This is a genomic window from Dyella humicola, from assembly GCF_026283945.1.
In the GTDB taxonomy this organism is placed as follows: Bacteria; Pseudomonadota; Gammaproteobacteria; order Xanthomonadales; family Rhodanobacteraceae; genus Dyella; species Dyella humicola.
The window spans coordinates 587,664-602,322 of record NZ_JAPDPC010000001.1 but is presented as its reverse complement, the minus strand read 5'-3'; the positions used below and the strand labels follow the sequence as shown (position 1 = coordinate 602,322).

At 64.7% G+C, this 14,659-nt stretch carries 14 protein-coding genes; 9 read left to right on the top strand and 5 right to left on the bottom strand.

The features are described 5' to 3' along the window. Nucleotides 1–20 precede the first annotated feature (20 nt). A complete protein-coding gene (rsgA, locus tag OUZ30_RS02520; RefSeq protein ID WP_266180595.1) occupies nt 21–1,079 on the bottom strand; it encodes a ribosome small subunit-dependent GTPase A in 1,059 nt (352 codons plus the stop codon). Between the two features lie 151 nt (nt 1,080–1,230). Here rsgA and OUZ30_RS02515 point away from each other — a divergent pair, with 151 nt between their 5' ends. The 7 genes from OUZ30_RS02515 to OUZ30_RS02485 all read left to right on the top strand — a co-directional run bounded on the left by OUZ30_RS02515 (nt 1,231) and on the right by OUZ30_RS02485 (nt 8,799). After that, the gene (locus OUZ30_RS02515; RefSeq protein ID WP_266180594.1) at nt 1,231–2,472 is read left to right on the top strand and encodes an aminotransferase class I/II-fold pyridoxal phosphate-dependent enzyme; all 1,242 of its coding nucleotides are present in this window, start codon (nt 1,231–1,233) and stop codon (nt 2,470–2,472) included. Further along, nucleotides 2,456–3,085: an SGNH/GDSL hydrolase family protein gene (locus OUZ30_RS02510; RefSeq protein WP_266180593.1), complete on the top strand. Its 630-nt coding sequence runs from the start codon at nt 2,456–2,458 to the stop codon at nt 3,083–3,085. Before OUZ30_RS02515 ends, OUZ30_RS02510 begins: the two co-directional genes overlap by 17 nt. A 116-nt stretch (nt 3,086–3,201) precedes the next feature. Beyond that, nucleotides 3,202–4,059 carry a UDP-2,3-diacylglucosamine diphosphatase gene (locus OUZ30_RS02505; RefSeq protein ID WP_266180592.1) on the top strand — a complete coding sequence of 286 codons (858 nt, stop codon included), beginning with the start codon at nt 3,202–3,204 and terminating at the stop codon, nt 4,057–4,059. A 62-nt stretch (nt 4,060–4,121) separates the two neighbouring features. Beyond that, nucleotides 4,122–5,045, top strand: coding sequence for a Grx4 family monothiol glutaredoxin (grxD, locus tag OUZ30_RS02500; RefSeq protein ID WP_266180591.1), 924 nt, complete (start codon nt 4,122–4,124; stop codon nt 5,043–5,045). Between the two features lie 191 nt (nt 5,046–5,236). After that, nucleotides 5,237–5,902: a response regulator gene (locus OUZ30_RS02495; RefSeq protein ID WP_266180590.1), complete on the top strand. Its 666-nt coding sequence runs from the start codon at nt 5,237–5,239 to the stop codon at nt 5,900–5,902. After that, entirely contained in the window at nt 5,895–7,352 is a 1,458-nt protein-coding gene (locus OUZ30_RS02490) for a sensor histidine kinase (RefSeq protein WP_266180589.1), read from the top strand. The genes OUZ30_RS02495 and OUZ30_RS02490 overlap by 8 nt, the downstream gene beginning before the upstream one ends. Nucleotides 7,353–7,431: 79 nt before the next feature. Then, a complete protein-coding gene (locus OUZ30_RS02485) occupies nt 7,432–8,799 on the top strand; it encodes a glutamate--cysteine ligase (RefSeq protein WP_266180588.1) in 1,368 nt (455 codons plus the stop codon). A 146-nt stretch (nt 8,800–8,945) separates the two neighbouring features. Here the strand turns inward: OUZ30_RS02485 and dcp are convergent, their stop codons facing one another. The 3 genes from dcp to bioD form a co-directional block, all read right to left on the bottom strand. Further along, a complete protein-coding gene (gene dcp, locus OUZ30_RS02480; RefSeq protein WP_266180587.1) occupies nt 8,946–11,159 on the bottom strand; it encodes a peptidyl-dipeptidase Dcp in 2,214 nt (737 codons plus the stop codon). A 114-nt stretch (nt 11,160–11,273) separates the two neighbouring features. Further along, the gene (locus tag OUZ30_RS02475) at nt 11,274–11,624 is read right to left on the bottom strand and encodes a hypothetical protein (RefSeq protein ID WP_266180586.1); all 351 of its coding nucleotides are present in this window, start codon (nt 11,622–11,624) and stop codon (nt 11,274–11,276) included. Between the two features lie 54 nt (nt 11,625–11,678). After that, on the bottom strand, nt 11,679–12,350 hold the full coding sequence (gene bioD / locus OUZ30_RS02470) for a dethiobiotin synthase (protein WP_266180585.1): 672 nt from the start codon (nt 12,348–12,350) through the stop codon (nt 11,679–11,681). A 119-nt stretch (nt 12,351–12,469) separates the two neighbouring features. Between bioD and OUZ30_RS02465 the strand changes: the two genes are divergently transcribed. Next, nucleotides 12,470–12,958, top strand: a complete 489-nt coding sequence (locus OUZ30_RS02465; RefSeq protein ID WP_266180583.1) for a GAF domain-containing protein — start codon at nt 12,470–12,472, stop codon at nt 12,956–12,958. Nucleotides 12,959–13,085: 127 nt separating this feature from the next. Here the strand turns inward: OUZ30_RS02465 and yihA are convergent, their stop codons facing one another. After that, nucleotides 13,086–13,721, bottom strand: coding sequence for a ribosome biogenesis GTP-binding protein YihA/YsxC (gene yihA / locus OUZ30_RS02460; RefSeq protein WP_266183079.1), 636 nt, complete (start codon nt 13,719–13,721; stop codon nt 13,086–13,088). 116 nt (nt 13,722–13,837) lie between these two features. Between yihA and OUZ30_RS02455 the strand changes: the two genes are divergently transcribed. After that, nucleotides 13,838–14,608, top strand: a complete 771-nt coding sequence (locus OUZ30_RS02455; RefSeq protein WP_266180582.1) for a c-type cytochrome — start codon at nt 13,838–13,840, stop codon at nt 14,606–14,608. Nucleotides 14,609–14,659 lie beyond the last annotated feature (51 nt).

Sequence of the window (14,659 nt, the reverse complement as noted above, 5' to 3'; positions counted from 1 at the left end):
GCAACCACCCGGTTGCAGCGCTACTCACGCTCACGCGAATCGCGATGGCTGCCATGCAGCCGTCCCACCGGACGACCGCCGCGCTGGCGCCGCAGCCGGGCCTCGAGGGTGGCCGCCTGCTCCTCGCGCTCGTCGCGCAGTTTCAAGTAATTACGCCAGCGCTCGGCCGACAGGTCGCCGCTATCCAGCGCCGCCTGCACGGCGCAACCGGGCTCGCTGCCGTGCCCGCAATCGGCGAACCGGCATTGCTCGGCCAAGGCATCGATATCGGCGAACAGGTCGAGGTTTTCCTCGCCGGTAAGCTTGAGCTCACGCATACCCGGCGTGTCGATCAGGCAACCGCCGCTGGGCAGTTGCAACAGGGCCCGATGCGTCGTGGTGTGGCGACCACGGCTGTCGTGGCTACGCACGGCCTTGGTCGCCATCTTTTCGCTGCCCAGCAGCGTATTGGTGAGCGTGGACTTGCCGGCGCCAGACGAGCCCACCAGCACGGCGCTATCGCCAGGCTGCAGATATCGTGCCAGCAACGCCACATTGGCCGGGTCCTTGCCATTGATGGCATGGATCGGCGTGCCTTCGGGAAGACGTTCGCGCAGCGCGGCCAGCAGCTCGTCGGCATCATCGCGGGTATCGAGCTTGCTCAATAGCACCACCGGCTGGGCACCAGAACCCTCGGTCAGCGAGAGATAGCGTTCGATGCGGGCCGGATTGAAGTCTCCATCCAGGCCGGTAAGCACCAGCACATAGTCGATATTCGTGGCGATGATCTGGCGCTCATAGCGCTCACCCGCCGCGGCGCGCGACAACACCGTACGACGTGGCTGCACCGCGACGATATGCGGGGGCTTGCCAGCCTCCAGTTCCACGAAGTCCCCAACCGCCGGGCGCTCGGCGGGATCCATGTTTCGCTTGAGGAAATGGCCCGCCGGCTGGGCTCCAAACAGGGTCTCGCCGTCATGCAGCTCATACCCGGCGCGATGTTGTGCCACCACGCGGGCCAGCCGCCGGCCGTCCGCTGGCAAGGTGTCCCCGCGCCAACCGATACGGCGCAGTCGCTCAATGATGTCGGCTTCCGTCATGGGGCGTGATTATGCCCTGCCCGCGAGGAGCCCGACACTGCGCCGTTTTTCGCCCCTTTTTGGCTCCCCCCTCGCATCCTTACGCTGTTAGCATGCAGACACCACTCCGGCGCCCGGCGCTGGCAACAACGAAGAATGAAGGACGCTTGCGTTGGCCTCGATCAAACCCAGTGCGCACCTGGCGGACGTGCGCTATGAAATCCGTGGCGCACTGACCCGGCGATCGCGCGAGCTGGAAGCGGCCGGGCTGCCCATTATCAAGCTGAATATCGGTAACCCGGGCCGCTACGGATTCGATACCCCCGCGCATTTGCGCGAAGCCATTGCGCGTCACCTGCAGGACAGCGAGGCCTACGGCCACGAGCAGGGCCTGGAAGAGGCACGCGAGGCCATCGCCGCACAGCAACGCTATCGCGGCGCCCATGGCGTGGAAGTGGAACGCATCTTCATCGGCAATGGTGTCAGCGAGCTGATCGACCTGAGCCTGCGCGCACTGTTGCAGCCGGGCGACGAAGTACTGCTGCCGAGCCCGGACTACCCGCTGTGGAGCGCCGCCACCATCCTCAACGATGGCAAGCCTCGCTATTACCGCTGCCTGGCGGAAAACGGCCACCTGCCCGATCCGGACGAGATCGAAGCGCTGGTGACCCCGCGCACGCGGGCGCTGGTGCTGATCAACCCGAACAACCCCACCGGCGCCGTGTATCCGCGCGAACTGCTGGAACGCATCGTCGCCGTGGCCGAACGGCATCGGCTGCTGCTGCTCAGCGACGAGATCTACGACGAGATCCTTTACGACGGCAATCCGTTCCAGCCGCTGGCCGCGGTCGCTGGCGACCTGCCCTGCGTCAGTTTTGGCGGCCTGAGCAAGGTGCATCGCGCCTGTGGTTATCGCGTGGGCTGGATGAGTCTGTCCGGCGATCCGTCGCGCACCACCGACTACCGCGATGCCTTGCAGCTGCTCGCCGCGCTGCGCCTGTGCGCGAACGTCACCGCACAATGGGCGGTGCGGCCGGCGCTGCAGAGTGCGCCGACCATCCATGCGCTCACGGTTGCCGGCGGTCGCCTGCACGAGGCTCGCCGCGAAGTACTCGATGGCGTGGCCGCCAGCGAGTTCCTCGACATCGTGTCGCCTTCGGGCGCGCTTTACGCCTTCCCGCGTGTGCGAAGCGACCGCCTTGCCGATTTCGACGACAACGCCTTCGCCCTGCGACTGCTGGAGGAAGAGTCGGTGCTGGTTGTACCAGGCAGCAGTTTCAACGTGCCACACAGCCGACACCTGCGCCTGACCTTGCTGCCTCCGCCGGAGCAGATTCGCGAGGTATTCGTGCGTATCGAGCGAGTGCTGGCGGGTATGGCCGCGGCGCATAAGCCACGTGCCGCGATTGCCTGAGGCCGACGCTGACGTGCTGCGCTACCTGGCCCTTGGCGATTCGTATTCGATCGGCGAAGGCGTGCCGGAGCATGGCCGCTGGCCCGTGCAGCTTGCCGCATGCCTGCGCGATGAAGGCATGGCACTCGATGACCCGACCATCATCGCGACGACCGGCTGGACCACCGACGAGCTAGCGGCGGCGATGGACGGCACGACGTTGGCGCCACCCTACGACCTGGTCAGCCTGCTGATCGGCGTGAACAACCAGTACCGTGGACGCAGCGCCGACGACTATCGCGGCGAGTTCCAGCGCATGCTGGAGCGCGCCATCGCCTTGGCAGGCGACCGCGCCAGGCATGTACTCGTACTGTCGATACCTGACTGGGGCGTCACCCCGTTTGCGCGCCAAAGTGACCGCAACGTGATACGCATCGGCGACGAGCTGGACGTCTATAACGCCATTGCACGCGACGAAACACAGCGTCGAGGCGCGTATTGGGTCGACATCACCGGCATCTCGCGGCGTCATCCTGACCTGCTCGCAGATGACGGCTTGCACCCGTCCGCAGCGCAGTACACGTTGTGGGCGCAGACCGCCCTGCCCGTATCACGCTACATCCTGACCCTATAACCCCCGGCCCCCTGGCCCCATCGGGTCGGCGGAAACCCTTCTGCAACCATTTCGCCATCACGCGGTGACGTGCCGCGGGCACGCTGGCATCCCGGAGACCACCGGGAGAGATTGCCATGGCGAACTTCCACTGCCGTAGCGCCTTCATCTCGGACGTGCATCTGGGCACGCCCGACTGCAAGGCCAGCTACCTGCTCGATTTCCTACGCAAGTTGCGCTGCGAGAAGCTCTACCTGGTGGGCGACATCATCGACATGGAAGCGTTGGCCCGGCGGCATTGGTGGCATCCGGACCACGGCGCCGTGATCGCCGAGGTGCTGGATCTGGCACGGCGCGGCGTTGACGTCATCTATATACCGGGCAATCACGATGCCCCCGTGCGGGGCCTCGCCGGGCAGCGCTTCGGTGGCGTGCAGATCGAGCTTGATGCCGTGCACGAAGGCGCTGACGGACGCCGTTACCGCGTCAGCCATGGCGATGAATTTGATCCGGAGCAGATCGGGCGCACATGGATGGTGCACCTGGGGGAAGTGATGCATCGATTCATTTGCTGGACCAACCGCCGCGTGCACGCCATGCGTCGCCGTCTGGAATTGCCCTACCTGCCGCTGTCGATCATCGTGAAATCGCATATCGGCAAGGCGCTGGCCTATATCCGCGCCTATGAAGAGCGCGTGGCCAGCGATGCACGCGAACGCGGTTTCGACGGCCATATCTGCGGCCACATCCATTTCGGCCACGTCCGCGACATGGGCGGGGTGCTTTATCTCAATGATGGTGACTGGGTGGAGCACTGCACGGTGTTGGTGGAGGACCATTCGGGCGCGATGGAGCTGATCCACTGGAGTGAGCAATTCGCCCCATTGGGACGGGCCAGCCGCGAGCTGGTGCTGCCGTCCCCGGCCGCCGCGCTGGCGTTGGCGCCGCTTACGCGCAGCCGGCTCGATCTCGGGGAGATGCGCCCCGCCGCTTGAACGGGCCGGGTGCCGCCGGCATATCGGGGGCGTACAATCAGCCCTCTTTGCCGGAGTTTTCCATGTCTCTCGACAGCACCACCCGCGAACGTATCGAATCCCTGTTGCAGGACCACCGCGTGGTGCTGTTCATGAAAGGCACCCGCCATCAGCCGATGTGCGGTTTCTCCGCCGCCGCCACCAACACGCTGAACGAGTTGCTGCCGGACTACCACACGGTCAACGTGCTGGAAGATCCGGAAATCCGCGAGGGCATCAAGGCTTACGGTGACTGGCCGACCATTCCGCAACTTTATGTGGGCGGCGAGCTGGTTGGCGGCGCCGACATCATTCGCCAGATGTATGCCAGCGGCGAGCTGCACCAGCTGTTCGGCGCGGCCGCGCCGGATCGCACGCCGCCCGAGATCACCATCACCGACAAGGCCGCCGAGGCCATCCGCCAGGGCACGGCGAGCGCTCAGGGTCTGGCGCTACACCTGGAGATCGGCCCGGACCATAGCGCCGGCTTCCAGCTGGCACCGGCCAGCGACCACGACATCGTGGTCAGCTCCAACGGCATCGACGTGCACTTCGACCCGGGTAGCGCGCAGCGCGCCAAGGGCATCGTTATCGACTGGGTGTCCACCGTGCAGGGCGAAGGCCTGAGTCTGAAATTCCCGGGCGCGCAGGAGATCGGCTCGCTTACCGTGCAGGATCTGAAGGCCCGTCTGGCCGCAGGTGACATCACCCTGGTCGACGTGCGCCCGGCCCATGGCCGTGCGCAAGCCGCCCCACTGGCGCAGGCCCGTGTGCTGGAGGAAGAGGGTTACGAGTCGCTCGCTGCCCTGCCCAAAGACACGCCGATGGCGTTTATCTGCCACCACGGCGTATCCAGCCGAGGCGTGGCCGAGCGCTTCGCGGCCCACGGCTTCACCAAGGTTTACAACGTCGAGGGCGGCATGGACGCATGGGCCAATGAGATCGACGCGTCGGTGCCGCGCTACTGATCGCCACGGCGCCAGACCCGATCGACCAAGAAAAACGCCCGCCCTGCGGGCGTTTTTCTTGCAGGCTCACCCGGCGCCGGACACGTGGCGCTGACACCCTGAAAAGCGCAATATATTGCGACTATCGCAGAAGCCTGTGTCCTGTCATGTGCTACTGGTAGCATGCGCAGACATCCACGCCCGTAAGCCGTATGCGAATCCTGCTTGTCGAAGATGACTCCCTTGTATCCGATGCCATTACCCGCGGCCTGGTCGCGAGTGGCTATGTGGTTGATGCGGTAGCTGACGCCGAATCGGTTTCCGGAAGGCTGGCCGATACCCACTACGACCTCGCCATCGTCGACCTGGGCTTGCCAGGCGAGGACGGGCTGTCCTTGGTGCGACGCCTGCGCCGTAGTGGAAATCCGCTCCCGCTGCTGATCGTGACGGCGCGCGATGGCCTGGACGACCGTATCAGTGCACTGGATCTGGGCGCCGATGACTATCTGGTCAAGCCCTTCGCCCTGCCTGAGCTGGCTGCGCGTTGCCGCGCCTTGATCCGTCGCGCCACGGCCGCTACTGCCAATGAAATTGCGATTGGCGGCCTGCGTATCGATCTGGCGGGTCGCCGCGCGCTCAACACCACGGGTGACGTGCTGGAACTCACGCGACGCGAGTGGTCCATCCTCGAATGCCTGGCCCATCACAGCGGCAAGGTCGTGAGCAAGGAACGCCTGACCCAGGCGATTACCGGCTGGAGTGAGGACATCTCCGGTAATGCCATCGAAGTCCACGTGTCGCGCCTGCGCAGCAAGCTGGGCAGCGCGGCCACCGTGCGTGGCATTCGCGGGCTAGGCTACCGCCTCGAAGATGCCTGAACGCAAGCGTCCGATCAGCATTCATCGGCGCCTGCTGAGGTACATGCTGGCGCCGCTGTTGCTGTTGCTGGTGGCTGGCGTCGCGGTCGATCACAGCATGATCGTCAGCCCCATCCATAGCGCCTTCGATCGCGCACTGTCGCGCGCAGCACTGGCGATCGTTGCACGCCTCCATCGCGCGCCGGAAGGTCAGCTCGCGATGTCATCGCCAGAGCGTCCACCGGTACCGCCCAGGCCTTTCGCCAACGCCGAGCCCCTGCCACCTCCGCAGAAACCCATGCCCGACGGTGGGACTCCGCCACCGCTGCGCGGAATGGGTGGCGATACGTTTTTTTATCGGGTGAGCCTTCCCGACGGAAGTACCCTGGCGGGCACGCCGGACCTGCCGCTGGCTCCGCCCGACGACAAGGCAGCGGATGGCTTTAGCTACGCCGACATCAACTATCAGGGCGAGGTGATGCGGCTGGCCAGCTACCGCACCCTTGAAGACGGTGATCCGGTCATCGTGACCGTGGCGGAGACGCCGGCGCGTCGTGACCGCGCGGTTCATCGCATGGACGTCTCATTCGGCCTCAATGACACCGTGCAGATGGCGGCCGTGTTGATCATCGCCCTGATCGGCATACGCATTTCATTGCGCCCCCTGCAACGCCTGAGTCGTCAGATCGCCAGCCGTCCGGCGCAGGCGCTGACGCCGCTTTCCACTGACCAGGTTCCCAGCGAGGTGCGGCCGGTGGTTGAGTCGCTCAACACCTTGTTGGGAACGGTGCGCAATTCCGTGCTGTCGCAGCAGCACTTCATGGCCAACGCGGCACACCAGTTGCGAACCCCCTTGACCGGACTCAAGGCCCAACTGGAAGTACTCAGCCGCGAAACCGCCGGTAGTCCGCTGGAAGAGCGCATTGCCCTGCTGCACGGTGGCGTGGACCGGCTGGCCCATACCGCCAACCAGCTGTTGACGCTGGCGCGCGCCGAACCGTCGGCGCATCGGGCCAGCCACTACACCTCGATCGAATTGCCCCACCTGATCGGCGAAGTGATCGAGAGCTCGCTGGATCGCGCCCTGGCGCACGGCATCGACCTGGGAGCCGATAGCCAGCACGCCCAAGTCACCGGCGTGTACTGGTTGCTGCACGAGCTGCTGATCAACCTGATCGACAATGCCATTCGCCATACGCCCGCCGGCGGCCATGTAACGATCCGCTGTGGCGTCAATGACGGACACGCTTTCCTTGAAGTGGATGACAGCGGCACAGGTATTCCACCTGACGAACGACCCCGCGTACGCGAGCGCTTCTACCGAGGCGCGGGCAGCACGGCCGATGGCTGCGGCCTGGGCCTTTCGATCGTCGATGAGGTGGCACGGGTTCATGGCGCCCAACTGAGCATCCTGGATGGCAGTACCGGCCAGGGCGCGCGCATGCGCATCGACTTTCCCGCCAGCGACTAAAACTCATTCGGTGGCGTGAGGCACTTTGAATTTCGCTCCGGCACCCCCAAAGTGAGGGCAGCCTCTACAGGAGTTCCCCGTGTCCATACCCAGTGCCGTCAAGAGCACGCCCATCGGCAACCGCCAGCAGCTGACTGATTACCTGGCTGCGGGGGAAAAACCACGCGATGCCTGGCGCATCGGCACCGAGCACGAAAAGTTCGGCTTCCTGACCGACAGCCTGCGCCCCCCCACCTTCGACGGCGATCGCGGCATCCGCCTGCTGCTGGAAACCCTGGCCACGCGCTACGGCTGGGATGTCGCGCGCGAAGGGGACAACCCGGTGGCGCTGTCGCGCGACAAGGCCTCCATCACGCTGGAGCCCGCTGGCCAGCTGGAGCTTTCCGGGGCACCGCTGGAAACCATCCACCAGACCTGCTGCGAGGTCAATTCGCATCTGGCCGAAGTGCGCTCCATTGCAGACGACCTCGGCATCGGCTTCCTCGGCATGGGTTTCCAGCCGAAGTGGCGCCGCGACGAGATGCCATGGATGCCCAAGGGCCGCTACAAGATCATGCGCGAGTACATGCCCAAGGTCGGCAACCTCGGCCTGGACATGATGAAGCGCACGTGCACCGTGCAGGTCAACCTGGATTTCTCCAGCGAGGCCGACATGGTGCGCAAGTTCCGCACCAGCCTCGCACTGCAACCCATCGCCACCGCGCTGTTCGCGGATTCACCGTTCACGGATGGCCGTCCAAACGGCTACCTGTCGTATCGCTCGCACGTGTGGGAAGACACCGACCCGAATCGCACCGGCATGCTCGACTTCGTGTTCGATGACAGCTTCGGCTACGAGCGCTACGTCGACTACATGCTCAATGTGCCGATGTACTTCAGCTATCAGAACGGCCACTACGTCGACCTTTCCGGCCAGGACTTCAAGCGCTTCATGGCGGGCGAACTGCCGGTGTTGCCGGGCGTGCACGCCACCATGAAGGACTGGGCCGACCATCTCACCACGGCTTTTCCGGAAGTGCGCCTCAAGCAGTACCTCGAAATGCGAGGGGCTGACGGCGGTCCGTGGAATCGACTGTGCGCACTGCCAGCCTTGTGGGTGGGCCTGCTTTATGACGACGACGCCCTGAGTGCCGCGTGGGACCTGGTCAAGGATTTCAGCCGCGAGGAGCGCCACGCCTTGCGCGACGGCGTGCCGAAGCAGGCGCTCAAACTGCCGTTCCGCAAGCACAGCGTGCGCGACCTGGCGGCGGAAACGCTCAAGATCGCCTCGCACGGCCTCAAGCGCCGCGCACGCCTCAACAAGCATGGCGCCGACGAAAGCATCTTCCTAGAGCCGATGATCGAGATCGTCGAGGCGAACCAGACCCCGGCCGAGCGCAAGCTGGAGCTGTTCAACGGTGCCTGGAACGGTAGTGTCGACCCGGCGTTCCGCGAGTTCGCGTATTGAGTTGCCAGCTTCACCGGCAAGCCGAAGGGTGGGCCCTGCCATGACGCGGGGCCCATTCGATGCCGGGCCCCTGCCTCCCCACGGATAGGGACGGCCATAAAAAAGGCCGGCAGTGCCGGCCTTTTCTACTTCGACTCACTGAAGAATTACTTCTTCGTCGGCGCTTCCTTCAAACCACGGTTGATCAGCATCGGCTCGACGCTCGGGTCCTTGCCGCGCCAGTCGCGATACAGCTGACCCAGTTCGACCGTATTGCCCTGGGACAGGATCATGGCGCGGAAGCGATCACCGTTCTCGCGGGTCAGACCACCGTGTTCCTTGAACCACTGAAAGGCATCGTCCGACAGCATTTCGGTCCACAGGTAAGCGTAGTAACCGGCGGCGTAGCCGCCACCCCAGATGTGATTGAAGTAGCTTGAGCGATAGCGCGGCGGCACGTAGCTAAGGTTGATCTTGGCCTTGGTCAGCGCATCCATTTCGAACTTGTTCGGATCCTGCTTCGGCTCATCCGCACCGAGGCTATGCCAGCTCATGTCGAGCAGGGCCGCGCCGACCAGTTCGGTCATGTCGTAGCCCTTGTTGAAGGTGGAGGCCTTCTTGATCTTGTCCACCAGCGCCTGTGGCATAGGCTCGCCGGTCTTATAGTTCTTCGCGAAGTTGGCAAAGATCTTCGGGTCGGTCGCCCAGTGCTCGTTGAACTGCGAGGGGAATTCCACGAAGTCGCGGGCCGTCGATGTGCCCGAAAGGGTCGGGTACTGCGAGTTGGCGAAGATGCCGTGCAGGCCGTGGCCGAACTCGTGGAACATGGTGATGACGTCGTCGAACGACAGCAGGGCCGGCTCGCCCGGAGCCGGCTTGGTGAAGTTGGCCACGTTGAAGATCACCGGCTTGGTGCCCAGCAGCTTGGACTGGTCGACCAGGTTGCTCATCCAGGCGCCGCCCTGCTTGTTGTCGCGCTTGAAGTAGTCGCAATAAAACAGCGCCATCGAGGTGCCGTCCTTGTCGAACACTTCGAACACGCGCACATCGGGCTGCCACACCGGGATGTCCTTGCGCTCCTTGAAGGTCAGGCCGTACAGCTGGTTGGCGGCGAAGAACACGCCATTCTGCAGCACGTTGTCCAGCTCGAAATACGGCTTGATCTGCGACTCGTCGAGGTCGTACTTGGCCTTGCGCACCTGTTCGGCGTAGTGGTTCCAGTCCCATGCCTCGACCTTGAAGCCACCCTTCTGCTGGTCGATCACGGCCTGGATGTCCTTGGCCTCGCGCTCGGCACGCGCGGTGGCCGCCGGCGCCAGATTGTTCATGAACTTGAGCGCCGCATCCGGCGTCTTGGCCATCTGGTCTTCGAGCTTCCACGCAGCGTAGTTGGGGTAGCCGAGCAACTTGGCCTGCTCCGCCCGGATCTGCGCGATGCGCGAAACCAGCTCGCGGGTGTCATTGGCGTCACCCTTCTCAGCACGGTTCCAGGAGGCCTTGAACAGCGCCTCGCGCGTATCGCGATTGTTGAGGTTCTGCAACGCCGGCTGCTGCGTGGTGTTCTGCAGCGGAATCACCCACTTGCCGTCGAGCTTGCGACCCTGGGCAGCCTGGGCGGCAGCCGCGAGGTCGCCATCGGATAGGCCGTCGAGCTTGCTCTTGTCGTCCACCACCAGCGCGCCGGCCTTAGAGGCGGCGAGCAGCTTGTTGGTGAACTGGGTGCTGAGGGTCGACTCTTCCTTGTTGAGTTCCTTCAACTTGGCCTTGTCGTCCGCGGACAGCTTGGCACCGCCGTGCACGAAGTTCTTGTAGAGCACCTCGACCAGTCGCTTGGATTCCGGATCGAGCTGGAGCGTATCGCGATTGTTGTAGATCGTCTCGATGCGCGCGAACAGCTTGTCGTTCATCACGATAGCGTCCTGATGCGCGGCAAACTCGGGCGCCATCGCCTCCTGCACCTTTTGCAGCGTCTCGTTGGTGTTCGCGCCACTCACCGCGTCGAACGCGCGCATGGTGCGGAACAGCAGCGCGCCGGACTTCTCCATCGCCACAAAGGTGTTCTCGAAGGTCGGCGGCTCCGGGTTGTCGGCGATCTTGGCGATCTCGACCAGGTGCTGCTTCATGCCTTCCTCGAAGGCCGGCTGGTAGTCGCCGTCCTTGATCTTGTCGAACGGCGGCGCCTGGAACGGCAGCGTGCTCGCGGCGTAGAAGGGATTGGCAGCGCTGAACTCGGCGCCCGGCGCCGCGGCGCTGGCGGCCTTGGCCGGAGCCGTGCTGGCCACAGCGGGCTGTTCGGCCGACTTGGCCGGCTCGTTCGACTGCTGCGAGCAGGCGCCGAGCGCAAGGGAAGTGGCAATCACAAGTGTACGAAGGCGGAGCATCGGGTATCCCCAAGTAGTGCGCCCTTGGCTTCGGACGCAGTGAACGACAAACTTTGACTCTAACCACACCCTGCCCCAACTTCCAAGGGCAGGAAGTCAGGGCAGCAAGTCAGGTCACGCTGCCCGCATGTCGCGCAGCTGCCAGTTCGGCCCGATCAGTAAGTTCAGGCGATGCCGCACGATGCTCATCGGCAGATCGGTGACCAGATCCACATCGATGCGCAAGTCGCTCACGCGGGCGCTGACTTGCGCCGCAGGATCGATGGCGGCGAGCGCCGGATCGACTTCGTCCGGGTCATCCTGCAGGGCGCGCCAGCGCTCGAAAAGTCCGGTGGTGCGCACCGCCTCACGCAGCGCAGCGGCAAAATCGTCAGGTCCGGCGCCGTCGTAGCTCAGCGACGGTACCGGACCGCGCGCGTGGGCCAGATCGGCAATCGAAAGGTAGTAATGACTGCGTATCGCCATGTCGGCTGCCTCCTGCGTGATCACCTGTGTATGCAAGCATGTGCCGCGTGAAGTTCATTCCAAGATCAGCGTGAGATCGAGCCCTGCTGCTGCCGCCTGCGGCGCCGCACCATGCGGCAAGACACCGAGGCACGGCGCGGGCAGCAGTTGGCGCAGCGTGGCGATGTTCTCGTCCACGGCGGCCATGTCCGGGTCAATGCGATTGCCGATCCAGCCCACCAGCCGGCAACCGTCCGTGGCGATGGCGCGGGCGCTGAGCAGAGCGTGATTGAGGCAACCCAGCCGCAGCCCGACCACCAGGATCACCGGCAGTTGCCATTGCCGCGCGATGTCCGACGCCATCAAGCCCCGCGATAGCGGCACCAGCCAGCCGCCAACACCCTCGACCAGCACGGCGTCGTGAACCGCACGCAGCCGCTCGAACGCGTCGCGCAACGGGGCGAGGCCGATTTCCACACCCTCATGCGCTGCCGCCAGATGGGGCGACAAGGGCTCGCGCAAGGCCAGGGGATTCACCCATTCGTAAGGCATAGGCGCGCTGCTGGCTGCTTGCAACGCCAGCGCATCGTCGTTGCGCAGGCCTTCGGCCGTCTCGAAGCACCCGCTGGCGACGGGCTTCATGCCACAGGCGGTGAGGTCTCTCGCACGCAAGGCATGCAGCAACGCGCACGTCGCATGAGTCTTGCCCACGCCGGTATCGGTACCGGCGATAAAGAACGTCGACATGCTCACACCACCCTGTTGGTGTCGAGAAAACGGTATCGGTCCGGCCGGCACCCAGGCACATGACGCCGGCCAAACCACGCCGGCGCATAATACGGGCTTTATCGCCGAGGCCGATGCCCATGTACGAAGTGAAGACGCAGGCTTATGCCAGCAAGCGAGAGCACTACGAGGATCTGTGCAGCCAGGCGCGCGGCCTGCTCGAGGGTGAGCCGGACACGATCGCCAATGCCGCGAACTTTGCCGCACTGGTCTATCACAGCTTGTCCGAGCTGAACTGGAGCGGGTTCTACCTCTACGACGGCACCGAGCTGGTCGTCGGTCCGTTCCAGGGCAAGCCAGCATGCATCCGCATTGCGCTGGGGCGCGGCGTATGTGGCACAGCGGCGCAGACGCGCACGACCCAGGTGGTGCGTGACGTCAATGCATTCGACGGCCATATCGCCTGCGATGCCGCCTCGCAGTCCGAAATCGTCGTGCCGCTGGTGCGCGCGGACGGCAGCCTGTTCGGCGTGTGGGACGTGGACAGCCCCGCCATCGCACGCTTCGACGATGAAGACCGTGCCGGCATGGAGGCGCTGTGCAAGGTGTTTATGAAGAGCGTGGGGTAACGCGGGATGGGTAGCGGGGGCGCATCGTTCGACCACTGAGGCAATCGTGCCGTTGGCGACAGATGACCTGCCGCCCCACACAGGCTTACCTCAGGTGGCTGACCTTGGCGCCCGACTCCCCCCAGACTCACTCGCGCGGCGTGCCCAGCAGCGTCATCACCGTCGCGCGCGCCTCATCGACCCCCGTCGGCGCCGAAGAAGAAAACACCTGCGCTGTCGCCTGCGTCCCCGATGCGGCCAGATCCTTGCGCAAGCTCGCCAGCGCCTGCGCCGCCGGGCCACGCGAAAGCTTGTCGGCCTTGGTCAGCAACACATGGCAGGGCAGATGCGTGGCGAAGCAGAACTCCAGCATCATCCGGTCGAATTCCTTTAGTGGATGGCGGATGTCGGCGATCAGCACGATGCCACGCAGGCTCTGCCGCTGATGCAAATAGGCGTCGATCTCCTGTTTCCAGTGGTCGCGTAGCTCGGGCGGCACTTTCGCGTAGCCATAGCCGGGCAGGTCGATCAGTCGCACCTGCAGCGGCGGCTGTCCTTCGCCCTGCTCCAGCGGCGGCAGCGAGAACGCCACCATCTGCTGGGTGCGGCCTGGCGTCTTGGAGGTGCGGGCCAGCCCGCGGTGCCCCGTCAGCGCGTTCAAGGCGCTGGACTTGCCGGCGTTGGAACGGCCGGCAAAGGCCACCTCGCCACCGTGGTCGGCGGGGAGTTGAGAGATTCGGTGAGCGGCCAGTACGAACTGGGCACCCTGCAATGGATTTGATATAGACAATGGTTTGACCGGCTAAGATGGCACGGAGATAATTCCGAGGTTTCTGCCAGTTGCGGGCGTGCGGTTTGCGCGTACCGTACAGCCCTAGCAGTTTTTCTGGAGACAAGTGTATGAGTTTTCGGCCCGCCGGTTATCGGCCCGCTATTGTTGGATATGCCGTAGCCCTCGCCTTCACGCTGTCTTCCAGCGTGGTTTTCGCCCAGGAAGCCAAAGTTCCGGCCGCCGCTGCCACGGCGGCCCAGCCCGCCGCAGCCGCCGCGCCAGCGGCTGAAGCCACTGCCACCCTCAAGCCGGGTGACGCCACCGCCGGTGCCGGCAAGGCCGCCGTGTGTGGTGCCTGCCATGGCATGGATGGCAACTCCAGCGATCCTCAGTATCCGAAGCTCGCTGGCCAGCACGAGTCGTACATCGTTCGCCAGCTCACCAACTTCAAGGGCGGTGCGCGCCAGAACCCGATCATGCTGGGCATGGCCACGCCGCTTTCCGAGCAGGACATGCGTGACGTCGGCGCCTTCTTCGCCAGCAAGAGTTCGCTACCGGGCGTTGCCGACCAGGCGCTGGTCGAACAGGGCCAGAAGCTCTACCGCGAAGGTGACGTCGCCCGTGGCATCCCGGCCTGCATGGCCTGTCACAGCATCGATGGCCGCGGTAACCCGGGTGCCATGTATCCGCAGCTGACCAGCCAGCACGCCCAGTACATCGAAGCGACGCTCAAGGCCTGGCACGACGGCACCTCCTGGGGCAATGACGCCCACGCCCAGATCATGCCTGGCATTGCCAAGAAGCTGGACGCCAAGGACATGGCCGCCCTGGCTAGTTATGTCGAAGGCCTCCACGCCGCCGAAGGCGCTGGCGCTTCGGGCGCCGCTGCCGCCAAGTGATTGCTGACACGCCGGCCTCTGACCGGCGTGTTCGTTCCGAGCCACTGCCTT